Consider the following 23160-nt stretch of genomic DNA (forward strand, 5'->3'; position numbering starts at 1 on the left):
ATCCATGATTTGCGCGACCGACCCTGCGCAATGGTCTAGCTTGAACGATGACGTCTTGTACCACAACATCGGCTTCTTCAAGGTAGGAGCAATGGCGGGCATAGATGTCGTCGCTTGCCGATTTGACCGGAAAGTTTACAGCACGATGCCACTCATGATTCGACGATTGGGAACCAGGAACCTGGCGCGCCCGGCACAACGTCGCCGACACCTTGGCGCGATGTTCGTCCTGGTTTCCAGGCCGCTCATCTTTGGCATCATTCTCTTATTGGCTGGTCCAGCGCAGGCGCAGGCGCCGGCAACCGTCCCGCCTCAAAGGGTCAAACAGCTATTCGAGCTGCTCGACGATGCGTCAGTGAAGGCCTGGGTGGCCGAACAGCGAAATCAGGACGCTGGGTCAACGAGAGCGCCTGCGGAGACAGGAGCTTCTCCGGCCGACGCACCGTCCGGCGCAGCGACCGCACCAGGCCAGATGAATACGATGGCATCCTCGACGCTCGATATGATCAGGCATCATATCGGAATAATCGTGCACACTTTGCCCCTGCTGCCAAGCCAGTTCGCGCGCGTTCGGGCAGAGACCATGGAGGACATGTCCAGCAAGGGATCTGCCGGTGTACTCTTGCTGATTGCGATGTTCATCGCTGCCGGCCTGGCGTTCACTTGGGCAACATACAAGTTGACCCGTCCATTTCGTCTCTGGATTATCGCGCAACCGAAGGGTACGCCCGTTGGGCGGGCCAAGAAAATCGGCGGTCGCATGCTTTATTCCAGCATGCTGATCGTCTCGTTCGCACTGGGCAGCGCCGGCGCGTTCATGCTGTTCGACTGGCCAATGCTTATCCGCGAGATTGTACTGACATTTCTGATGGCGGCAGTCATTACATGGGGTGTGCGCATGTACGTCATGGCCATACTCGTCCCTTCCTTCATGAACGTCGAGAACGCTGTAGAAGTTCGTGCTTTGCCGATCACCAACGAAGCGGCTGACCATTGGTCCTATTGGCTACCTCGAATCGTTGGCGTCTTCGCCTTCTTCGCCGCCGCGTTCATCCTCTTGCCAGGTCTCGGCATCGATCAGGACGGAATGATGGTCCTGTCGCTTGGCGCCGATTTCGTGCTGCTGTTGCTTTTGCTGCTGGCCATCTGGCGTCGGCCAAGAACGCAGCGAGACGGTGCGCGCCACAGCGTTCACACGGAAGCGACATGGCTATTGACGGCTTATTTGGTCGTCCTGTTCCTGCAGCGCATCGCCGGGCTTTATGTAATGTTCTGGTTCACCTTCGCCGCATTCTTCCTGCCGTTGGGGATCGTGATGACGCAGCGCGGAGTTAATTTCGTCCTGCGGCCAGGTTCGGAAGATCTCGGCCGACCTACGATCCCGGCGGTGGCGATCGCTGTCATCGATCGCGGGATCCGTATGATTTTTATCCTGGCGGCGGCTTACTTTCTCGCGCGTGTCTGGGGTCTGGACATGCAATCCATGCGCGACAGCGATACGACGACCTTCATATTGCGCGGCCTGATTAATGTTGTGGTCATTGCCCTCGCGGCCGATTTCGGCTGGTCGATCATCAAGGCCTTGATCGAACGAAAGCTGGGGATTGAAACACCACACCCTGTCATCAGCGACGAAGAGGCCCCGATGCTCGATCCGCAGCAGGCGCGGCTGCACACGCTGTTGCCGATCCTCCAGAACATTCTGCTCGCATCGATCATCGTGATGGCGGTGCTTATGATACTCGCCTCGCTCGGTATTCAGATCGGCCCGCTGATCGCAGGCGCTGGCGTTGTCGGCGTGGCGGTGGGCTTTGGGGCACAAACCATCGTCAAGGACATCATTTCGGGCGTGTTTTTTCTGCTCGACGATGCGTTTCGTGTCGGCGAATATATTTCCTCCGGCAATTACAAGGGCACTGTAGAAAGCTTTTCGCTGCGTTCGGTGAAGCTGCGCCACCATCGGGGTCCGCTGTTTACGATTCCTTTCGGTGAACTCGGGGCCGTCCAGAACCAGAGCCGTGACTGGGTTATCGACAAATTCAACATCACCGTCGGATATGACACCGATATCGAATTCGCTCGCAAGCTGATCAAGCGGATCGGCCTCGAATTGGCGGAAGATCCCGAGTTCAAACACTGGGTGCTCGACCCGATCAAAATGCAGGGCGTGCAGGAGTTCGGCGAGTACGGCATCGTATTGAGGGTCAAGGCCACAACCAGACCGGGAGGCGCCTTCGCTATGAAACGCAAATTCTATGTACGCCTCCGCCAGGTCTTCAAGGAGCAGGGCATCGAACTCCCATTCCCAACCGTCCAGGTCCAGGGGCTACAGAACCCACATGGGGCAGAGAATGCGCCGTTGGACATCACACCCGCGTTAAAAATGGCCGCCGCGCAATCGCACACCATTCGTCGCCGAAAAAAAGCCAGCACAATGGAATAGCAAAGAGCGCCGTCAATCGATGGGCCACGCCGGCGCTCTGCGCAAAACGGCTATCTAGGCTGGATTCTCCAAGCCCCTTTTGCTAGCCAGACAGGATGAGCAACCGATTGCCGCCCGCATGGGCAAAGCACCTCAAGACCCAACCTTCGCCGAAGGCGGCATCACCGAAGGCTACGCCACTCAAAGCGCAGTCTAAGGCAGGCCCCCACCGCAGCCACGCCGACGACTTGCTTTTACGGCAGGCGCTCGAGTTGCAGCAGGCCGAACGTCTGTCCGAGGCTGAGGAACTGTGCCTCAGGGTCCTGGCTCGCACGTCAAACCATCCCCTAGCTCTGTATATCCTGGGAACGCTCGGGGTCGGTTTCGATAACGAAAAGTCACTGCGATATTTCGCTCGGGCGGTGGCAGAGGATCCGCAGAACCCCTACTACCATCTCAGCCTCGGCGAGACCTATTTGAAGGTCAGCGAATTTACGCCGGCGATCAGGCACCTTCAGTATGCCCTGGACTTGAAGCCGGATCTGGTGGAAGCGCTTTGCGCCTTGGGCGATGCATACAATGCGTTTGACAAGGGGGAAATGGCGCTGCCGCTCTTTGAGAAGGCGCTCAGGGTCGACCGAGATCATCCCGTAGCCCGGTTGGGGCTGCCCCGCGCGCTCGCAAGCCTCGGCCGTATGGACGAAGCCGGGGTTCATCTGAAAGAGGCAATAGAACGGCGCATCGCGGTACCGGCTGCCCACAATGCACTTGTACACACGCGCAAATTCGCTGGAGAGCCGCCAGAACTCGGGGCAATCCTGACGGAGCTTCAAGACCCGGGCCATGGACCGGAGGGAGCGGCAGCGCTTCATCACGCCGCGGGAAAGGTTCTCAACGACCTCCATCGCTATAAGGAGGCGATGGATCACTTCAAGAGGGGGAATCAAGCCGGGGGCCATACATTCGATCTGCAATCTTACCGTCGCTGGGTCGATGTCATGATCGAAACCTTCACGCCGGAACTGGTCGCTTCAAGAGCCGCGTACGGCAATCCCTCGGAGGCGCCTGTATTCGTCGTCGGCATGCCCCGTTCGGGCACGACATTGACGGAGCAGATCTGTGCCAGCCACCCCAATGTTCATGGCGCAGGCGAGCTCAGCAAGCTTAGGCGAATAGCCAGTGGACTCGGTGTCGTAGACGGCTCCAACGCGAGCCTCGGTCAATCGATCGCGATGATTACTCCCGATCTGACCAGGACTTTGGCCGAAGAGCACCTTGCTTATCTGCGCGAGCGGGCTCCCGACTCGCTGCGAATTGTTGACAAGATGCCTCACAATTTCGAGATGATCGGCCTGGTTGGCGTTCTTTTCCCTAAAGCGCGTATTATTCATTGTCGTCGCGACGCCATCGACAATTGCATCTCCTGTTTCGTCCTGCAGTTCAATAGAGCCCACAGCTACAGTGCCGATCTTGAGACGCTGGGGCTTTACTACAGGGAATATGATCGCTTGATGCGGCATTGGGATAGTGTTTTCCCGGGTCGTATTTTCGAAAATCGCTACGAGACGTTGATCGAAAATCAGGAGCAGCAGTCGCGCCGGCTCATAGATTATCTCGGACTGCCGTGGGACGATGCCTGCCTGCGCTTTTTTGACAGGGGCGGCTCCGTAAATACCTACAGCAATTGGCAGGTCCGCCAGCCGATCTATACGTCGTCCGTCAAGCGTTGGAAGAATTACGAAAGCGAGATTCAGCCGTTGATCGAAGCCTTGGGCGATCTTGCCGAGGTTTGACAGGTAGTGCTTGATGCTACGCGCATCTTAGGTTGCATCCTATCCCGCTGGCGTACGCTTTCCGCCGGGAGGGTTTCCTCAGGCTGAGTTCCTTCACACCCGCTCTGTCCCGCCTGCGTAATCCTGGCCACAGAGCCTCCCGCCTTCGCGCGTCGTTTTGCCAAGCAGTTTTGGCTCCTTCTTTCCTTTCGCTGCGAGGATTGCTCTTCCACGTCTGCAAGCGTGGCAGCAGGCGGGCGGCCATGCCATCGGCTGTCCGAACTTCCATACAGACGGCATGAAAAAACCCGGCGGTTGCCCGCCGGGTTCTTCGATTTCAATCAGGCAGCGCCTGTTAGAAGGAGCGCTGGAAGCGGAGCATACCGCCGACGCTGTTCTTCTTGTCGGCATTCGTCCAGTTGGAGAAGCCCACATCGTCGAAATGACCTGCGTGCAGGTAGTCGACTTCGGCCGTGACCGTGAAGCCAGGAACGATGTCATAGGCAATGTTCGCCGCGATGCCGAGGTTCTTCCAGTCGTCATACGAAGCCTGGGCGTTGAACGAGGTCTTCTCGTTGAACTTGTAGGTGCCACCGCCCCACACTGCCCAGTTGCCGCCCCACTGCTTGTAGAAGCCGCGGCCGCCAGCCGGGAGCGCATAGGTAGGATCGTTGTAATTGTCGTCGGTGCCGTAGCCAGCCATGATCCACAGCGACAGTGCGCTGGAGACATTCACGTCCAAGCGAACCTTGCCGGCCACTTCTTCGTAGTTGCTGTCATAAGCGACGACACCGGTGATGGCGCCCCAACCCTGCGTCCACTTCACGCCGCCGACGACATGCGGAACGTAGCTGTCGATCGTGCCAACGCCGTAGGCACCAGGAGAGCCTGCGCCCGAACCTTCTTCAAGCGAAACCACCGCCGAGAAGCCGTTGCCGGCGTCGAAGTAGTACTGCACGACGTTGGTGTCGAAGTCGCCGTAAGGAACAAGCGTATCCTGGATCACGTTGCCGGCATAACCGATGAACGTGTTGAAGGCCGATTCGTCCTTACCGACGCGCAGGCCGCCGAGCTGGATCCAGGCGAAGTTCAGCGAGGCGCCCGAGTTACCGGCAGGATTGCCATTGTAGGTGGCATAGCCGTTGCGATTGTTGAAGTTGAAGCGGGTCTCGGTGTAGGTCTTCAAGGTGCCGAGTTCGGTTTCCTGGCCGGTCCAGGTCTTCAGCGTGAAGCGGGCCTTCTTGCGCCAAGTCTCCTGTTCGTCACCGGACTCCACGTCACGGGACTTCGCACCATCGAACGAACCGACGTCGCCACCGCTGATGTCATAACGGACATAGCCGCCGATGCGCAGGCAGGTTTCGGTGCCGGGGATGTAGAAGTAGCCAGCGCCGTAGACGTCGCAAATCTTGACGTATTCAGCGGGCTCCGGCTCGGCGACGACGACGGCGTCGGCGGCGCGCGCACCGGAAACTGCGAGCAGAGCCGCAGCGGAGCCGAGGAGAAGGCTCTTGATGTTCATTTTCTGACCTCCAGTCAAAAGTTAAAAAACGGGTCTGGGTATTCTTTGCTGAAGGACAGCGTTCCCTGCCCCATCCCCACTACCGAAAAAGATGCGCACCGCGCCGCTTCCTCGAAACCGACATTACCCATGAGCCAGCGGCGTTCAACAACGATCGTACCGGCGAAAGGGCCGTTCGGCTGCTATCCCCGACCTGTGTTGCAGAAACGTCACGATTTGGCCTCACTTGGAAAGCTCTCGTTAACCATCGGGGCCGCCGCAACCGCTTGTTTCCAGCCGAATCCAGCGATCGGAGGACGGAATCATGGCGAGGTCGCGAGTCGCCAGCCAGGGAATTGCCGCAGATCCGCCGCACCCGACGAAAGGCCGAAATGTTCGGCGCGCTCACCCTTCTCCATATAGTGACAAGGGCCTTGTTGATTGTGCCGGCGCTTTTCTTTATCCAGCGGCGCAACGCAGAGGCGGCCAAGTGGTCGAAGGCGCTGCCCTGCTAGGGGAGGCTCAATCTTTTGGTTGATCCGAAACTCCCGGCCACTGTTCCGCAAGGCTTACAGCATGGGAGATCTCCAGAGCCTGCACGAGTTCCGCCGCCAGAAAGAGCGGGCGGGACGGATTCGTTTTCTCGAGAGGGATGAAGAGGCGCGGCTGTTCGCCGCCATCAAGAGCCGCAGCGAGGAGGCTTACAGGCTTTCCGTCTTCCTGGTCGATAGCGGCTGCCGTCTCGGCGAAGCGCTCGGGCTGACCTGGAACGACATCAAGGAACATCGCGTCAATTTCCAGACCATCATATCCGGTCGCAGCCGCACCATCCCGATGACCGAGCGGGTCAAGGAGGTGATCAAGCTGCCTCCGAACGGACGCTCTCGGCCGAAAGGCCCGTTCACCAAGTTGAGCCAGGCACAGTTCGGTGCCATCTGGAACGAGGCGAAAGCCGAGGTCGGACTTGGCGCCGACCACCAGGTCGTGCCGCACATCCTGCGTCACACCTGTGCTGCGCGCCTCGTCCGGGGCGGCATCGACATCAGGCGTGTGCAGATGTGGCTGGGTCATCAGACGCTGTCGATGACGATGCGCTACGCGCATCTGGCCGTCAACGATCTCGATGGCTGCGTCACCGTGCTCGAAGGGCTGCTACCGGCAGCGCAGGAGATCAAGAATGAAACCGGGTCATGATGAAGGTCTCGTCAGGAACCGCGCGCAAAAGCGCCAGCGACCGGGGTCTTTTCGCGGAGTTTAGGTTTGGTCGTGCTCGAACACAATGTAGGCCAAGCATTACTCCAAGCAACGTCATCATCTCCACTGGACGGAACGTTGCCAATTGTGCATTGTGTTTGCCTTCTATGACCTCCGGAACGCACTGACGTACTAGGTCTCCTCGGCTAAACAGCGGTCACGCGACTTGGGTGCATTTGAATGAGGTAATCTGCATGGTCACTAGGCGGCGATTCTCACGAGGCGGAAACCTTGTTAAGCAGGCCAGCCGACCGAGACTGGAAAATACGGTGGCTGCCGCCGTGTCGAAAATTCTTCTTGAGCACGATCCGACAATCGGCAAGCCGGCCCTTAGAATTGCCGCGAAATTGGCAGGGTATATATCTTCAGCAATCACTGTTCAAACTCAGGCTGTTCAGCGAGCCCTCCCAACCATTGAGGATGACGTTGAAAACCTCGCTCAGATATTTATCGGGCATATAGTGGCAGAGGCACAAGGCCGATTTGATCCACGACTGCAGCGTTTCAAAGCGGTACCGCCACCGGCGGTCCCCCAAGCGCCTCTCAGTGCGGCGAGTGATTGGGCGGGGCCGGTAGCTGGGCCAACAGTGACAGAAAGGCATTTTGGGATACCGAGGTCGACGCTCTTTCGGTGGCAGAAACGCGATGAGGTGATCGCATTTAAATCCGGAAGCAGCAGGTTTGTTTTTCCATTGAAGCAGTTTGTCGATGCTCGCCCTGCAGATGGGATAGCCGAATTGATCGCGATGTTTGGCGACCATCGGCTTGCCTGGAAATGGTTGATGGCGCCGACGGACAAGCTTGGCGGGAACCCCCCGATAGATACTCTGTTAACTGGTAAGTTCGCCAATGTTGTTGCTGCCGCGCGCCTGGCCTTGGGGGAGGCACCTGATGTTTAGCCCCGGCATTTGGTGGCGGTCGTTCAGTTGAGAACTTGGCGCAACGCAACATGACCCCAAGCGGCTGCCCGCGGCCCGTCGTCTCAATGACGACCCTTCCAGCCAGCCATTCTCGACAAGCAGTTGGACAGCCTTGCCATCGCGCCCTCCTCCTGACGAACACCTTGGTACGGTCAAGCCGTCGGTGCCGTGCCGTGCCGCTCGCGCGCGGTCTTGCGGATTATTTCCGCGATTTCCGGGCTACTGCTGCATAGCATCTGGAAATCCGCCGCGTGCAGCGACAGGAGTGAGACCGCCGTTGCGGCGCTGACGGTCGCCGTACGCGGTTCGCCGCTCATCAGCGCCATCTCGCCGAAGAAGGCGCCAGGGCCAAGCTCCACTGGGTTCGACATCACGACGCTCACCCGCCCCTCCACAACAAAGAACATCCGATCCCCGGTCTCGCCCCTTCGGCAGATCACGGCGCCGGCCGGCAAACTACGAGGCCTCAAGGCGCGCACGATCTCGACCAGCGCGGCCGGGCCCAGCTTCTGAAACAACGGCACAGCGGCGACCAATTGCCAATTGCGGACGAAATCCTCGCGACGGATTTCTTGATAGAAGCCGGAGGCAAGAATGCCGGCCCACAGCGCGAAGACGCCGATGCCACACATCATGACTGCCCCAGCAAGGACGCGGCCGGCGAAACTTTGCGGAATGGCGTCGCCATAACCGGTGGTGGACAGCGTGACCACCGCCCACCACATTGCCTGAGGGATGCTGCCGAACTTTTCCGGTTGGATGTGGCGCTCGATGACAAAGGCCGCGAGCGCGACACCGAACAGAACGACGCCGAAAAGCGTGGTGACGCCGATCAGGTTACGCGCTTCGTTGGCCAGCACCCTGCCCAGTACCGGGAAGAAGGTCGAGTCGCGCAGCGGTTTGAGCAGCCAGATAGCACAGTAGAGGCTCCGGTCGGGCGTGCCTTCGAGCAGAAATGCAGCGAGTGGAACCAAAACCGCGAGCATATCAATGGCGATTGCCGGCGTCCTGTCCCGAAGGTCTCCCGCCCAGTGCTTGATCAGAGTCTCGGCCATCTGCAGGAGATAAGCGCCCCAAATGACCGCCAGCACGGCAGTCAGAGCCAGCCTGCTTCGTGCGGACATGTCCGGCATGGTGAGCGCGGCCACCGCCAGTAGCCCAGGCGCAGCCAGCACCGCGTTTAGCGGCGCGTGAATTCTCAAGAAAGGCAGTACCGACATTCTGTGCCCACGAGCGGATGCTATTCCTCCAGAATAGGATGCCTTCAAGGCAAGCGCAAAGGTGGCGCTTTCGCTGGGATGTTCATCACGAGGTGAACTCAGATGGCCTGAACGTGAACCGACAAGCCGCAACCGAGAATGGCCCATCCGGGCATTTGCAACAGGTTTCAACCGTTCGAAGGAGCCGGGCCGACGAGTTCAAGGCCGTAGAGATGCCCGGCTCGAAGACGGCCGGCTGTCGGCGGCAATGGTGACGCTGCCGGCGGCGACACCCAAGAAGAACGCTCCAATCCGCCTGGTGTCACGAGCGTGAGTTCCCCCCGGCCCTTCGCCCACTACCCAAAACATGTGCGGCACCACAGGCGGCAGGTAGGACACTCGAGAGGCCCATTTAGTACGCGACGGCAACTGCATGGTTGCGACGTTGCGTGCGCCCAAGCTATCGGGGCCGGTGAGTCACCGCAGAGGCAATTCAAGGAGGCACCGTCGAGGTCTTGTGGCTTCGATCCAGCCGCTCTGAGCGGACTCGAGGGATACAAAGCGGTACGATACATGAGATCCGATTCTCCTGCGGTCGTCCCGCCCAGTTCAGAATGAGGCGGCCTACCTTGACTTTGTGGCCCAATGACTGAGTACCCGCGCCTCAAATACAGTATGCAAGCCGTTCGCAAGGCAGGCGACCGGCTGGCAAAACCTATGCAGCTCGGACAAGACACCACTGCCGGCCAGTACGTGGACACGGTGCGAATCTTCTCAATCGCCAATAGCTGGCGCGACTCGCACTTTCTGCCGATGCGGAGCGTTCGATTCTCTGTCGGTCACCACATGAAAGCCCTGCGATTGAAGGGCGACATGGCATCGCGTCCGAAGCGTCTGGCATCCATTTGTCGGAAGCTTCGAGAGTCCACCACCAATTTGGACACCATGAACGATATCGGCGGCTGCCGAGCGATCATGCCCGACATCAAAAGCGTCCGCTTGCTTCTCGAATCGATGCGAGACAAGTTCCCCCATGAGATACACTGTCGGGAATTTAACTATATCGATGAGCCGAAGCCGGACGGCTATCGAAGTCACCATATTGTTTTCCAGTACCGACCCAGAGCTGCCCACACCCAGGCTTTCGAGGGACGACGCATCGAATTGCAAGTTCGGACCACACTTCAGCACTCATGGGCAACTGCAGTTGAGGCCGTCGGGCTGTTCCAGCGCCAGGATTTGAAGCACGGAAACGGCGAGCAGGATTGGCTACGTCTTTTCCAGCTTATGTCGGCGGAATTCGCGCAGGTTGAGCAGTGTCCCATTCATGTCGGTGTTCCGGATCGCGATGACCGAGTGCGGGAACTGCGGGATATCAACAGGCGTATAGGTGCAACAAGTATATTGGCAGATATCACGAATCTTACCCTCCGCTCAGAGAGCTTAGTACAGGCAACGGGACATTTTCGGCATCATTTGGTACAATATAGAGCGGATCAGAACGTTACCATTCAACCATTCCGAACTCTCATCATGGGGGCGTGGAAATTGGAAGAAATAGAGAAGAAAATCGCGCTAAGGGGAATTGATTGGACGGTTGCCTTGGTCGAGGTGGATAAGGTCGAAAAGCTTGTCGACATATACCCGAATTACTTTGGGAACGTTTCATTGTTCGCCCGCAGTCTGAAATCCATATGCTCGGGAAAGTCACTGTCTACAGAATAGCCCACACCGGATGGTAGCTCCGAAGGAACGCCCGACTATGGTTGGCCAAGCGTCGCTTTCCGTTTGAAGGAGCCGGACCATTGGCCTTCCTCGACAGTCTCCTGGGTCCGGTCCGAACGGACAATCTCCCGAAAGCTCACACCTATTTCAGTGTTGCCAGCACGCGTGCGGCTGACTGCAGGTCTGCTGTCTCCAAGCCTTCCCCGAATCGTGCGAAAACCGGCAGGAGAAGAGCCCGTGCGTCCCTGTGTTGTCCCCGAGCGGCCAACAGGGAAGCAAGGTCGACAGCGGTCCGCAGCTCCCATGCCCGCGCGCCTTGACGATCACTGAGTTCCAACGACCGCCGAAAACACATTTCGGCCTCTTCGTCGGCGCCAGGGCGCGGGGCCGCGAGAACAAGGGTTCCCTTTACGCGCAGCAGTTCCGGCATGTAGCAAAGATCGCCGCTTGCCTCGACGTCACGGATCGTCTCCTCGATCAGTGAAAGTGCCTCCGCGGATCGGCCCGCCGCAGCCAGGCCCAGAACAAACGAGATATTGAGCGGCGTGGTGAGCAGTTCGTAAGGCGCGGCGTGGAGTTCGGCAAGGCAGCGTCGAAGGCCTTCGACACCGCTGCTTGGGCTGCCGCGACGAATGGCGATCTCCCCTGTGAAGCCGCCTCCCAGTGCGAGATAGGGCCCGAGAGAATGAAATTCGGCACGAGAGAAAAGACGATTGATATGTTTCTCAGCGAGCTCCAGCTTGCCGATCCAGAGGAACACGGAAATCGCCCAGACAAGTGCAATGGAGAGAGACAGGGGATGGTTCAGGACTTCCGCCTCCTCAATCGTCAGCAGCGCGCGCTCCGCGGCCCGATCAGGATGGCCTTGCAGCCACAGTGTCCTTGCCAAAATCGATCCCGCCAGAATCTTGCCGTCAAAGCCGAGATAGTTCGTCGTGGTTCGGTTGGAGCACGGCCCGTATCGCAACGCCGCTTCGAGCGCGGTCTGGGCACGGCCGAGCTCTCCGCTGAGGTGAAGCGAAATCCCCATCAAGGAATGCGCCAAAGTGGTGGAGACAGAATCCTCAAGCGTTCCGGCAATGACGGAACAGCGCTCCGCATAATGCAACGCGGTCCTGAACTCTCCCGTACGCAGGTGAAACATTTGCAGCGGGCCTAGAATCCGAAGCTGATCGAGCGCCTCGCCACGTCGGTCGGCAATGACCAGGCTTCTGTTCAATGCCACGCGCGCCGCATCTCTTCCACCACGCGTGAACATCAGGGAGACCCCAAGGGCTGCCTGAAGATGCATCTCCTCCAATCCGCCTCTAGTAGTATCGTCAAGAGTAACAACCGCCTGCGCCGCCCAGCGATGACATTCGGTGAGCAAGGACATCGATAGAAAAAAGGGGGCCGCCGCGGCAGCCAGACGGACGCCGACGTCAGTGTTCCCGTCAAGTCCGAAGCACCAGTCCAGAGCCGCTCGCACATTGGCAAGGCCCGCTAGGTGAAATGACCGTTGTGCGCCGCTCGACAAAGTAGGCCACTCGGCTCCTGTCTCCTCCAGCCAGCGCAGATAATGCGTCGCGTGACGCGCGGCCAGGCTCGCGTGCTCGGCATCGTCGACGTCGAGCTGAAGGGCGTAGGCTCGCGTCGTGTCGAGCAGGCGGTAACGCATCGTTGCCCCGGCAGGCCTTGCCGCTATCATCGACTTGGCGACCAGGCTGTCGATAGCGCCAAATACGAGTGCGTCATCGACGGTTGCGCTCGTCACAACTTCCAGGGCGGCCTCGATCGAAAAGTGGCCAACGAAGATCGCGAGGCGGCGAAGCAGAAGACGCTCGAACTCCGATAGCAGTCCGTAGCTCCAGTCCAAAGTGGCCTGGAGGGTCTTTTGCCGCGGCGGCGCGGTACGTTGTCCCGGCCACAATAGCGTCAGCCGTTCGTTGAGAAGTTCGGCGGTCTTCTGCAGGCCATAAGTCGCAACCCGTCCAGCCGCCAGCTCAATCGCGAGCGGCACGCCGTCGAGCTTGCGGCAGATACCGGCCACGATGGCGGCATCCGCATCTTGGAGATCAAGCCCGGCACCGCTCGCGGCAGCGCGTTCCAGGAACAGTTGGATCGCAGGGAAGCGGCGCGCAGTGGACGCGGTGAGTTCCAGATCGCTAGGCGCGTATGCGAGCGGCTCCAGCTTGTAAACGTGCTCCCCTTCGACTTGAAGGGGCTCGCGGCTCGTTGCCAGCAGGTGGGCTTGCGGTGCGGCGGCGAAGATGCGGGCCGCCAAGTCCGCCGCGGCGTCAATGACATGCTCGCAAGTGTCAAGAATCAGGAGGATCCGCTTGTCTGCAAGGTAGGCGAGCAGACTGGGGGTCGCGTCGTCGGACTGAAGAGACAGCCCTAGCATCGAGGCCACGGTCGTCGCAACCAAGCCCGGATCACTCACCGCCCCGAGATCGACGAAATGCACGGCACCCGAGAATGCTTCGACGAGATCGTGGCCCACCGCCACAACAACAGCGGTCTTGCCGACACCACCCGTGCCGACGATCGTAATGAAACGCGTCTCGGCCAGTTGAGTTGAAAGTCGGACAGTGTCGTCAGTCCGGCCGACCATCCGGAGCAGGCGGCTTGGCAGATTGGCTTGCGGATAGCTGGCGACGACATCCCTTTGGCCATTGTCTTGACCATCCGATCGCGAGACCGGGGCCACAAAGCAGTAGCCGCGCCCCGTCAGAGTGGCGATGTAGCGCGCGCCGTCCGCGCCATCGCCCAACGCCTTTCTGAGGTTGGCGATTTGAAACCGCAAACTGCCTTCTTCGACGGTAACGTCAGGCCAGACATGGGCCAGCAGGTCCTTCTTGCTGACGATTTCGTTGGGGCGCGCAGCCAAGGCTGTAAGGATGTCGAAAGAGCGCGCGCCCAGATTGACAGGCGCGCCTTGCCGCAGCAGGAGCCTCTCGCCCGCCGCCAGCGTAAAGGGACCAAACGATATCCTGTCGCTCGTCTGCGCGGCTGGCGATATCATAGCATCATTCTTTATTGCTTTTTGTTGGGTGGTCAGACGCGGTTCCAAGTCCACTACCTATGTAGCAAAAAGTCGATTTCGTGGCCCCGAGGGACGATTGGGGCAGGACAGGAAAGCAGCTCAGGCCCAGTTCCAGGACGGGCGGCACTGGCGAGCGCTAACACCGCATCATAGTGTATAACGGGTGCTCCGGGCGATCTCTCTCTATGTGTGGAAGCAGCAAGAACGTTTGCTGACCGGCCCAGGGAGAATGATCATGCTTGCAGTGTCGCTATCGCTCGTGCCGCAAAACTTGCTTGGGCCGCAAGCCCTTTAAGTGCGTTTTCCATGCTCGTGGAGAGCGAAGCCACGCGCCAATTTCCAAATCGAATTCAAAGTGCCCTTTTGCGAAGGACCCAGACATCATGACCCAATCTGAAAAGCTCCTGTATACCGCCAAGGTCCGCACCACTGGCGGTAGGGACGGCACATCCCGCAGTTCCGACGGTCGACTGGACGTCAGGCTTTCCACGCCCGGCGGACCGGGCGGCGGCGCCAATCCGGAGCAGCTGTTCGCAGCCGGCTGGTCGGCCTGCTTCGAGGGCGCAATGGCAATTGCCGCCCGCAAAATGAACGTCAGGCTGCCCGCCGACCTCGCAATTGACGCAGAGGTGGATCTGAACACTGCCGACGGTGCCTTCTTCCTCGGCGCGCGCCTCAATGTGAGCGTACCCGGGCTCGACCGCGACGTTGCCAAGGCTGTTGTAGAGGCAGCACATCAGAACTGCCCCTACTCGAAGGCCACGCGCGGCAATATCGAAGTCGCAATCAGCCTCGCTTAGCTACCGATCACATCGATCGATCTTGCATGTCACTCTCGGCAAAATGTCATCACGACAGGGCGGTGTACCAATGAACGCGATCAAAAACCCGGAAGAAATCAATCACCATCGGCGTCGCCTCTTCGGCGTTGCTGCCGCGACAATCGCCGCGGCACAACTTGGCGCGATCGGGGTTGCGGAGGCGCAGGGCGACGGGTCTAAAAGGACAGTCTCCCCCATGCTGAAGGCACGGACCTCGTTCTCCTCAATGAAGCAGATCGACGCGGATCTGCTGAGCGTCGGATATGCCGAGGACGGTCCTGCGGACGGCCCGCCGGTGATCCTTCTGCACGGATGGCCCTACGACATTTACAGCTATGTCGATGTCGCGCCGCTGCTTGCCAACGCAGGGTACCGGGTCATCGTGCCATATTTGCGCGGTTACGGTACGACGCGGTTCCTGTCGGACGCAACACCTAGGAAAGGTCAGCAGGCGGCGCTTGCGTCCGACATCGTTGCGTTGATGAATGTGCTGGACATCCAGAAAGCGGTCATCGCCGGCTATGACTGGGGCGCGCGCACAGCCAACATCATCGCCGCGCTCTGGCCTGAGCGCTGCAAGGCCATGGTGTCAGTCAGCGGCTATCTCATCGGCAGTCAGCAGGTGAACCAGGCGCCGCTGCCGCCGAAGGCCGAATTGCAATGGTGGTATCAATATTACTTCGCCACTGAACGGGGACGGGCGGGTTACGAGAAATACACCCGCGAATTCACGCGCCTCATTTGGGCGCTCGCCTCACCAAAATGGGCTTTCGACGATGTAACTTTTGAACGCTCCGCTCCCGCGTTCGACAACCCCGACCACGTCGCGATCTCTATCCATAACTATCGCTGGCGACTCGGTTTGGCGCCAGGTGAGCCAAAATATGATGGCTTGGAACAAAAGCTCGCGGCGTTTCCGGCGATCGGTGTACCGACGATTACGATGGAGGGCGACGCAAACGGCGCGCCGCATCCGGATCCGGCAAATTACGCCAAGAAGTTCTCCGGCAAATACGAACACCGGCTGATCTCAGGCGGCATCGGTCACAACCTGCCGCAGGAGGCTCCACAGGCCTTTGCGCAGGCGGTCATCGACGTCGGCAAGTTTTGACAACCTGTCAAGCGGCTTCCCGATGAAACCTGTCCACCGCCTGCGGTGTGTGGTTGCGACCATTGCGTAATCCGTCTTCGCAGCGATGCCGGATGAATATTCCGCAGCGGGTCGGCTCGCCGCAGCCTTAGCTAAAGAACTCTCTGAAAGACCCAAATATTTAGCCCTGCGACCATCGCAATGGCACTACACCAACAAAACCATCGAAAGGTTATGTGAGATGACAAGACTGCTCGCAGGATTGGCAATCGCCATGTCCGTATCAGGCAGCGTTTACGCGCAGTCAGAAAAGCCCACCACTGTTCAGCCCACCATCGTTCTGGTTCACGGCGCGTTCGCCGACTCATCGAGCTGGAACGGAGTCGTCAAGATCCTCGAGAAGGATGGTTACCCCGTTGTGGCCGCTGCCAATCCCCTGCGGGGTGTCGCCACTGACGCTCAATATGTTGCCGATATCGTATCCGGCATTACATCGCCTGTCATTCTGGTCGGACATTCCTACGGCGGCTCGGTCATTAGCGAAACCGCCGATGGCCATGCCAATGTCAGGGCGCTCGTCTATGTTGCGGCGTTTGCACCGGAGGTCGGCGAGACGGCCGCCGGGCTTGCGGGCAAGTTCCCAGGCAGCACTCTTGCGCCCACGCTCGCTCCACCCGTTCCGCTGTCAGGCGGCGGCAAGGATCTCTACATCCGGCAGGAGAAGTTCCGCGACCAGTTTGCAACCGACGTTTCTATCCCCGAGGCAAAGCTGATGGCTGCCACGCAACGGCCTATCACGGAAGCGGCGCTGAACGAGGCCCAGACCGCGGCGGCGTGGAAGAAGATTCCGAGCTGGTTCATCTACGGCAACAAGGACAAGAACATCCCACCCCAAGCTTCCGCCTTCATGGCCGAACGAGCGCACGCGCGCAAGACCGTGGTGGTCAAAGGCGCCTCGCATGCGGTGATGGTTTCGAACCCTGAACCTGTCGCTCGGCTGATCGAAAAGGCAGCAGCGGAGGCATCGCGATGAAAGCCGTCGTGATGAACCGATGGGGCGGGCCGGACGTCATCGAGTTTGTCGACATGCTCGAGCCAACGCCAGGTCCGGGAGAAGCCCTGGTTGAAGTCGCTGCGGCTGGCGTGAACTTCATGGACACGGGCGTTAGGCGCGGACTTGCCTGGACCGACGTGCCGGATCCGAAGATTTTGGGCGTAGAGGGCGCTGGCCGCGTGATCGCGGTCGGTGATGGGGTCAGCGATCTTTGGCCGACCCGTCGTGTCGCCTGGGTGTATTCGCCGGGGAGTTATGCCGAGAGGACCGTGATACGGGCCGATGCGCTGGTGCCGATACCGGATGCGATCGACGATCGCACGGCGGCGGCTGTGATGATGCAGGGCCTCACAGCCAGCCATTTCGCGACGGATTTCTATCCCGTGCAGCCCGGCGACATCGCGCTTGTCCATGCCGCGGCTGGTGGAGTCGGTCTGCTGCTTACCCAAATCATCAAGCTGAGGGGCGGCCATGTCATCGGCCGCGTGTCCTCGGCAGACAAGCTGGCGATCGCCAAGGAGGCGGGCGCCGATCACGTCATTGTAGATGCCGAAGGGCAATTCGCCGACGAAGCAATTCGCCTGTCGGGCGGCGAAGGGGTGCATGTGGTCTATGATGGCTCCGGTCCCAAGACATTCCAAGGCTCGCTGGATGCGCTCCGCCGATCGGGCACCTTCTGCTGGTACGGACCCGTCCTGGGCGGTCCTGGCCCGATCGACATTATGGCGCTGCCGAAGAGCATCAAGATCGGCTACGCCACCTTTTTTGATCATATCCATACACCGGAACTGCTTCGCTCGCGTTCGATCCGACTCTTCCATTGGATCGTCGAGGGCAAGCTCAAAATCAGGATCGGCGGCGAATATCGGCTGGCGGATGCGGCGAATGCCCATGCCGACATGGAAAGCCGAACGACCACTGGAAAGCTGCTGCTCATACCTTAGAACCGCGAACGAAGTCAGCCCCAAGGACTGCCGCGTTTGCACCGGGGCGCGCAGGAGCGCGGTCATGGCGGTCAGACCCGGCTCCGTGGCCTCGATCAATTCGTCGAGGACAAGCAACTGAGCCCGGCGCACCTGCCAGACCCACCGCGGATCATCTGCCCGCCGCCCAGAGTGCCCGACCCGCTGAAGCGCATCGCCGGCTCGAAACGGAGCCGGCGAGCGTCGATGGATCGCGTTGCGGTCCCTGCGTCCCTGCCCTGCTCGACGCGGATCAGCATGCGTGTGCTATCGATATCGTCGACCTTGAGGTGCGCGACCTCGGACACGCGCAGTCCCGCGCCATAGGCGACACCGAGGGCGGCTTTGTACTTGATGCCTGGGGCAGCTTCGAGCAGCCGCGCCGCTTCCTCCACGCTCAGCACGTCGGGCAGCTTGCGGGGACATCGGGTGATCACCAGCGCGCGGGCCAGATCCCGCCGCTTCAGCGTCACCGTGAACAGGAAGCGCAGCGCCGAGACCGCGCCGTTGATCGTCGCCGGTCCGACGCCACTCTCATGCTGATGCAACTGGAAGCGCCGGATGTTCTCGGTCTTGGCGGTGTCGGGAGCGCGGCCAAGGAACGCGACGAAGCGCCGGACCTGACGAACGTAATCCTGCTGCGTATGCGGTCCCAAGCCCCGCATCAGCATGTCCTGCTGCATGCGCTGGCGAAGCGGCGTGATCGGAGCGTCGGTCGACAAGGTAGCCATGGCAAGTTCCTCTCGTTGAAGGGAACTCCATGGTCGGATCGCACGCTCTACCTGCCCAGAGCCTTAAACAATCACACTTACCTCACCGCTCGCACCCTCCCGCGAAGCGGGTTCGTGCCTCACGAGTTCATTCGTCGGTTCCTGCTCCATGTCCTGCCGCGCGGCTTCCATCGCATCCGTCACTACGGCTTGCTCGCAGGCGGCTCTCGCAAGGACTGCCTCGCGCTCGCCCGCCAATTCCTGGACGTCGCCGCGCCGCCCGATGACGATAACCTCGACGATCCGGACAACTTCCGCCCGCCGTGCCCTTGCTGCGGCGGACGCATGATCGTCATCGAGACGTTCGAACGGTGGAGGCAACCGCGCGGACCGCCGGACGCAACGGCGACGAACCGGGAGAACGTCCCATGACCCGGCATGGCATGGTCGAGCCTTCAGCTGCAGGCGCTCAGCCGCCGGCGACGTATCCACGCGAGTCCATGGTGACTACCGTCGCCGAAAGGCGCGTCCGGACCTGCGCCGAGCCGGCAACATCGCGCGCAAGCGCAACAATGCGGCATGCCCGTATCAATCGCGGCGTCTCCCGGCGGCGGTCGCGCCATCGCCGACACCAGCCGCAGATCGAAATCCCCATAGCCATCGCCTGCGGCCCGCGGGTTCCTTCCTCGGGGACTTTCGTACGCCTGCCAGCGCCCGAAACTCTTCACGCAAACGGAACGTCCGGTTTCGCGATGACCAGGTTAGTAGCCGACCTTTGCGCCCAGTCTAGCGCGGCCCACTTTCGTCAATTGCAGGCGTGCTAACCGGGTTGAACGCTGCGGACAATTTTCGGAGCTTGGGTGGCAAACCTTGCACTGCCAGAGCGCAGATTGTCTTGGAACACCTTTTTCATTTCCCGAAAAGTAGAGAAGCCAAAACAACGGGCAAGTCTTGTCAGCGCGGTTGTGCTAACAGAGCAACGGTTGGCAATCTCGGCTGCGCTTTCAAATGCAACTATCTCGGGTCGTTCGAGTGCCTGCCGAGCCACCTTCTCCAGGGCTGGGCTCAATCGAACCTCGCGCTTCGCGATCGCCGTTTTGATTTCGTGAAGAGACTTCGGTTTGTCCTTAAGTCCGAGCGATTTCATTCGAAAGCTCCCACACTTCGAAGAACCGGCGGCCAGATGCCCGCAAAACTCAGTCCGTGCCATTTGGCGATCACGACCCTCGTCAGCCCAAGCGTTCTGAGGCAAACGACCCCGGCGACGCAGGAAATACGACGGTCTTGTTCCCGTTTAGGAAAACCCGACGGTGGATATGAGCGTGAATTGCTCGGGCAAGCACCTGTGCCTCGACATCGCGGCCGAGGCTGACATAGTCCTCGTTTGACTGCGCATGTGTCACGCGGATCGTGTCTTGCTCGATGATTGGCCCCTCGTCCAGATCGGCCGTCACGTAATGCGACGTGGCCCCGACCAGCTTCACGCCCCGGTCGTGCGCCTGCTTGTAGGGATTGGCGCCCTTAAATGACGGCAGGAAGGAATGGTGGATGTTGATGATGCGGCCCGACATTTTCCGGCACATCTCATCCGACAGCACCTGCATGTATCGCGCCAGCACGACCAGTTCAGCGCCCGTCTCCTCGACGACGCGCATTTGCTGCGCTTCGGCCTCGGCCTTATTCTCTTTCGTCACCTTGATGAGGTGAAACGGGATGTCGTGGTTCACCACGACCTTCTGGTAGTCCATGTGATTGGAAATCACTGCGACGATATCGATCGGAAGCGCACCGATCCGCCAGCGATAGAGAAGATCGTTGAGGCAATGGCCAAAGCGCGAGACCATTATGATGACCCTGCGCTTGACGCCCTCGTCGAAGAACTCCGCTTCCATGCCGAACTGCGAGGCGATTGCCTTGAAGCCCGAACGGAGTCCTTCCAGCCCCGATCCGCCTTCGGAGCGGAAACTCACCCGCATGAAGAAGTTGCCGGTGTCGGCATCATCGAACTGCGCACTGTCGGTAATGTTGCAGGACTGGTCCGCGAGGAAGGTCGAGATCGCCGCGACGATCCCCCTGGTCGAGCGGCATTCGACGCGAAGTGCAAAATTCATCATTGGCTCTGTTCCTGAGCGAAGTTACGCATGAAGCCGTCGGCGAGACGCTGTCAGGTGTTGGAAAGCAGGCATGCAATGGTCATTAGGCCGACGTGAGTTGCTTGCATTCCTTCGCGTTGCCTGTGCGGCGGGCCCGGCCGATGGTGTCAGTTTGATCCTGCGAGCGGGTTGCCGACGACGCGCCAACACCGTCAGCCCAGCACGCTCGCCAGGGTGACAGGGTTGCCGCTCTTCGCCGATAGCGTCGCGGCCTCGGCCATCCCCAGGGCGGCAACACCGTCATTCAGGGTAACTGGAGGCGCCTTTTTCTTCCGTGATCGCGCTGACAAAAGCCGCCCATTCGGCCGCCTACGCGGGCATGTAGCGCTCCAGGAAGAAGTAGGTGGGCTTGGCCCCGGTCACGCCCGCCGAGCTTTTCCGCGGCTGCGGTGTTGATGTCCGATACCGCGATGAGCGTGCTGTCGGGATGCGACGAGATAGCCGTCGCGCGAACGCCGGCGATACGTCCGGCACCGAGAAGGCCGACTTTGAGCATGGTTGTCCTCTAACTTTGCTGTGCCTGGTGATCTTCTAAATCAGCGAGAAAAGCCTTGAAGGCACCTGCCCACCGATGGGGGCGAGGCCGTCCCTCCCGATTTGAAAGAGGCTTCTGGAATTGGTTCAAGCTTTTGCCTGCTCCAGGAACTCACCGTATTCCGGCTCCGCGATCGAAACATTGTGCTGTGGCTGCGGGTATGCGCCGGAACCGACGTCGGCGATGAATTCCTGGAATGCCGCAATCCGCTCTTGCTGGAGTCGTGCAAACTCGGCCGCGAAATTGCGATAGGTCTTGGCGTGACGTGGCTTATGCCCATTGGTGTGGCCCAGTATGTCCTCCGCGAACAGATATTGCGCATCGGCGCCTGGGCCGGCCCCCATGCCAAGCATGATCATCGATGTGTTCCTCGAAATGAACTCGCCGATCCGGTCTGGCACGACCTCAAGCTCGGCCCCGAAGCAGCCGATCGCTTCAAGCTGCTTCACCTGCTGCCAGACCTTGAGAGCTTCCTGGGCAGTCTTCCCCACGGCGCGGAACCCGGTCCAGGTGATGTATGAAGGGACAAGTCCGACATGCGCAACGATCGGCACATGGTTGTCACAGAGTGCCTTTTGAATGTCGTAGGCGGCCGCGCAATAGAAGCAGTCGCCGCCCATGGCCGCAAAGTGGAAGGCTGCGCGCAGATAGTCCTCGGCCGTTGCCAAGGGGCGGCCGTCAAAAGTCCCCCAGCCGCCGTAAGGTAGCCCCACCTGCACGAAGCAACGTCCAGCCGCTTCGCGCATTTCGGCGGAGAAGAAACGGCCCTCGATGGAGAGCATGTCGATGCCTGCCGCGTTCGCCGCCGCGGCCTCTTCGATGGTGGTAACGTAGAGCATTGAGATTTTCTGCCCTCGCGCCTTCATGGCACGAATGTCGGCGACCGTGGGGCGGGTGTTTCTGTGGACCATTGTCTTACACCGTGAACGCGTTGCGGAATGCTTCGAGCGCTGCTTCAGGATCGCCAGAGGCGAAGGCTTCCATCCCGACTGGCCCTGAGTACCCCATCGCCTTCAGTGCCTTGGCTATGGCGTGCCAGTTCACCTCGCCGGTGCCAGGTTCCATGCGCCCAGGTACATCCGCGACCTGCACCTCGCCGATCCACGGCAGGGAGGCTCGGCAGAGTTCGATCAGGTTCCCCTCGCCGATCTGCGCATGGTAGAGATCCAGGTTGAGGCGCAGGCGCGGATGGTCGATCGATGAGACCAGCGCCAGCGTATCCTCCGCGCGTCCGAAGGGCACGCCAGGATGATCGACAGGAAGATTGAGGTTTTCCAACGTGAAGGTGACGCCCTCCTTCTCGGCCATGTCCGCGATCCTGCTGAGAGTATCGCGCGCCTTCAGCCACATGGCGCCAGAGACCACCTCGACCGGTGTGACGGGCAGACCACCTTCCCCGAGGCCCGTGCCGTGGAGGTTCAGCCGCTCGACACCAAGGCGTTTTCCCACCTGTGCCGTCTCGCGCGCGGTTTTCAGCAGCTCGGTCGCGCCCTCGTCATCGGTCAGGCGGCCGCGCAGGTAACCGTTCATGATGGAGAAGGTCGCCCCTGATTTCTCCAGCTTTGTCAGATCATGGTCTCGCCAGTTCCACAGCCCGACTTGGAATCCCATCTCGTGCAGGCGAGCGGCGCGCCATTCGATAGGCTTGTCACGCCAAAGCATCTCGGCGCAGGCAGCGAGCTGAAAGCGTTGACCTGTCATGACTTAAACCTCGACCATGACGCGGCCATTCTCGACCTTCGTCTTGTAGGTCTTGATGTTCTCGCAGGCCGGTGGCGTCTCTACTTCCCCGGTCGTAAAGTCGAAAACAGAAGCGTGCTTGGGGCACTCCACCGTGTTCCCCATGACGAGACCGTCAGCAAGGTGGATCTTCTCATGCGTGCAAAGCCCGTCCGTGCAGTAATACTCGTCCGCGTCGTTGCGGAAGATTGCGAAAGTGCGGCCGCCGTTCTCGAAGCGTTTGGCTTCCTCGGCTTCGATTTCATCTGCGGCGCAAGCGTCGACCCAGGGCATTGAA

17 protein-coding genes and 2 pseudogenes are annotated in these 23160 nt (G+C 60.0%); 10 read left to right on the forward strand and 9 right to left on the reverse strand.

Annotation, left to right across the window (positions count from 1 at the left end; all coding sequences use genetic code 11):
* Window positions 1-40 precede the first annotated feature (40 nt).
* Both FJ492_RS13600 and FJ492_RS13605 read left to right on the forward strand, forming a co-directional pair.
* Complete coding sequence (locus FJ492_RS13600; RefSeq protein ID WP_246676023.1) at window positions 41-2443, forward strand: mechanosensitive ion channel family protein; 2403 nt, start codon at window positions 41-43, stop codon at window positions 2441-2443.
* A gap of 95 nt (window positions 2444-2538) precedes the next feature.
* Window positions 2539-4215, forward strand: coding sequence for a sulfotransferase (locus FJ492_RS13605; RefSeq protein ID WP_140718329.1), 1677 nt, complete (start codon window positions 2539-2541; stop codon window positions 4213-4215).
* Window positions 4216-4549: 334 nt separating this feature from the next.
* Here the strand turns inward: FJ492_RS13605 and FJ492_RS13610 are convergent, their stop codons facing one another.
* Window positions 4550-5716, reverse strand: coding sequence for a porin (locus FJ492_RS13610; protein ID WP_140504500.1), 1167 nt, complete (start codon window positions 5714-5716; stop codon window positions 4550-4552).
* Window positions 5717-6256: 540 nt separating this feature from the next.
* Here FJ492_RS13610 and FJ492_RS13615 point away from each other — a divergent pair.
* Together FJ492_RS13615 and FJ492_RS13620 are read left to right on the forward strand one after the other, a co-directional pair.
* Window positions 6257-6889 (forward strand): annotated as a pseudogene (locus tag FJ492_RS13615) (site-specific integrase); the annotation flags it as partial.
* A 329-nt stretch (window positions 6890-7218) separates the two neighbouring features.
* A complete protein-coding gene (locus tag FJ492_RS13620; protein ID WP_181166656.1) occupies window positions 7219-7848 on the forward strand; it encodes an antitoxin Xre/MbcA/ParS toxin-binding domain-containing protein in 630 nt (209 codons plus the stop codon).
* Between the two features lie 173 nt (window positions 7849-8021).
* On the opposite strand, the gene FJ492_RS13625 is transcribed toward FJ492_RS13620, so the two are convergent.
* Window positions 8022-9089, reverse strand: a complete 1068-nt coding sequence (locus tag FJ492_RS13625; protein WP_140748452.1) for a cyclic nucleotide-gated potassium channel — start codon at window positions 9087-9089, stop codon at window positions 8022-8024.
* A 624-nt stretch (window positions 9090-9713) separates the two neighbouring features.
* Here FJ492_RS13625 and FJ492_RS13630 point away from each other — a divergent pair.
* Window positions 9714-10793: a RelA/SpoT domain-containing protein gene (locus FJ492_RS13630; protein ID WP_246676024.1), complete on the forward strand. Its 1080-nt coding sequence runs from the start codon at window positions 9714-9716 to the stop codon at window positions 10791-10793.
* Window positions 10794-10935: 142 nt separating this feature from the next.
* Here FJ492_RS13630 and FJ492_RS13635 read toward each other — a convergent pair whose 3' ends face one another.
* Window positions 10936-13797 (reverse strand): winged helix-turn-helix domain-containing protein, encoded by a 2862-nt coding sequence (locus FJ492_RS13635; RefSeq protein ID WP_140770345.1) that lies wholly within the window; start codon window positions 13795-13797, stop codon window positions 10936-10938.
* 404 nt (window positions 13798-14201) lie between these two features.
* Here FJ492_RS13635 and FJ492_RS13640 point away from each other — a divergent pair, with 404 nt between their 5' ends.
* The 4 genes from FJ492_RS13640 to FJ492_RS13655 all read left to right on the forward strand — a co-directional run bounded on the left by FJ492_RS13640 (window position 14202) and on the right by FJ492_RS13655 (window position 17727).
* Window positions 14202-14618, forward strand: coding sequence for an organic hydroperoxide resistance protein (locus FJ492_RS13640; protein WP_140748449.1), 417 nt, complete (start codon window positions 14202-14204; stop codon window positions 14616-14618).
* 70 nt (window positions 14619-14688) lie between these two features.
* On the forward strand, window positions 14689-15750 hold the full coding sequence (locus FJ492_RS13645; protein WP_140770347.1) for an alpha/beta hydrolase: 1062 nt from the start codon (window positions 14689-14691) through the stop codon (window positions 15748-15750).
* A gap of 220 nt (window positions 15751-15970) precedes the next feature.
* Window positions 15971-16762, forward strand: a complete 792-nt coding sequence (locus tag FJ492_RS13650) for an alpha/beta hydrolase (RefSeq protein WP_140504518.1) — start codon at window positions 15971-15973, stop codon at window positions 16760-16762.
* Window positions 16759-17727 carry a quinone oxidoreductase gene (locus FJ492_RS13655; RefSeq protein ID WP_140504520.1) on the forward strand — a complete coding sequence of 323 codons (969 nt, stop codon included), beginning with the start codon at window positions 16759-16761 and terminating at the stop codon, window positions 17725-17727. Before FJ492_RS13650 ends, FJ492_RS13655 begins: the two co-directional genes overlap by 4 nt.
* A 95-nt stretch (window positions 17728-17822) precedes the next feature.
* Here the strand turns inward: FJ492_RS13655 and FJ492_RS13660 are convergent, their stop codons facing one another.
* Window positions 17823-18476: a phage integrase N-terminal SAM-like domain-containing protein gene (locus tag FJ492_RS13660; protein ID WP_246676025.1), complete on the reverse strand. Its 654-nt coding sequence runs from the start codon at window positions 18474-18476 to the stop codon at window positions 17823-17825.
* A 123-nt stretch (window positions 18477-18599) separates the two neighbouring features.
* Here FJ492_RS13660 and FJ492_RS13665 point away from each other — a divergent pair.
* Window positions 18600-18887 (forward strand): annotated as a pseudogene (locus FJ492_RS13665) (transposase); the annotation flags it as partial.
* Between the two features lie 388 nt (window positions 18888-19275).
* Here the strand turns inward: FJ492_RS13665 and FJ492_RS13675 are convergent.
* From FJ492_RS13675 to FJ492_RS13700, 5 genes are all read right to left on the reverse strand, one after another.
* Window positions 19276-19602 carry a MurR/RpiR family transcriptional regulator gene (locus FJ492_RS13675; protein WP_140748440.1) on the reverse strand — a complete coding sequence of 109 codons (327 nt, stop codon included), beginning with the start codon at window positions 19600-19602 and terminating at the stop codon, window positions 19276-19278.
* A gap of 82 nt (window positions 19603-19684) precedes the next feature.
* A complete protein-coding gene (gene purU, locus FJ492_RS13680; RefSeq protein ID WP_140770349.1) occupies window positions 19685-20569 on the reverse strand; it encodes a formyltetrahydrofolate deformylase in 885 nt (294 codons plus the stop codon).
* A gap of 660 nt (window positions 20570-21229) precedes the next feature.
* Window positions 21230-22054, reverse strand: a complete 825-nt coding sequence (locus FJ492_RS13690; protein ID WP_140770352.1) for a 3-methyl-2-oxobutanoate hydroxymethyltransferase — start codon at window positions 22052-22054, stop codon at window positions 21230-21232.
* 4 nt (window positions 22055-22058) lie between these two features.
* Window positions 22059-22844, reverse strand: coding sequence for a TIM barrel protein (locus FJ492_RS13695; RefSeq protein WP_140770355.1), 786 nt, complete (start codon window positions 22842-22844; stop codon window positions 22059-22061).
* Window positions 22845-22847: 3 nt separating this feature from the next.
* The gene (locus FJ492_RS13700; RefSeq protein ID WP_140504532.1) at window positions 22848-23156 is read right to left on the reverse strand and encodes a MocE family 2Fe-2S type ferredoxin; all 309 of its coding nucleotides are present in this window, start codon (window positions 23154-23156) and stop codon (window positions 22848-22850) included.
* Between the last annotated feature and the right edge of the window lie 4 nt (window positions 23157-23160).

This window comes from Mesorhizobium sp. B2-5-4, assembly GCF_006441095.1.
GTDB classification, from domain to species: domain Bacteria; phylum Pseudomonadota; class Alphaproteobacteria; order Rhizobiales; family Rhizobiaceae; genus Mesorhizobium; species Mesorhizobium salmacidum.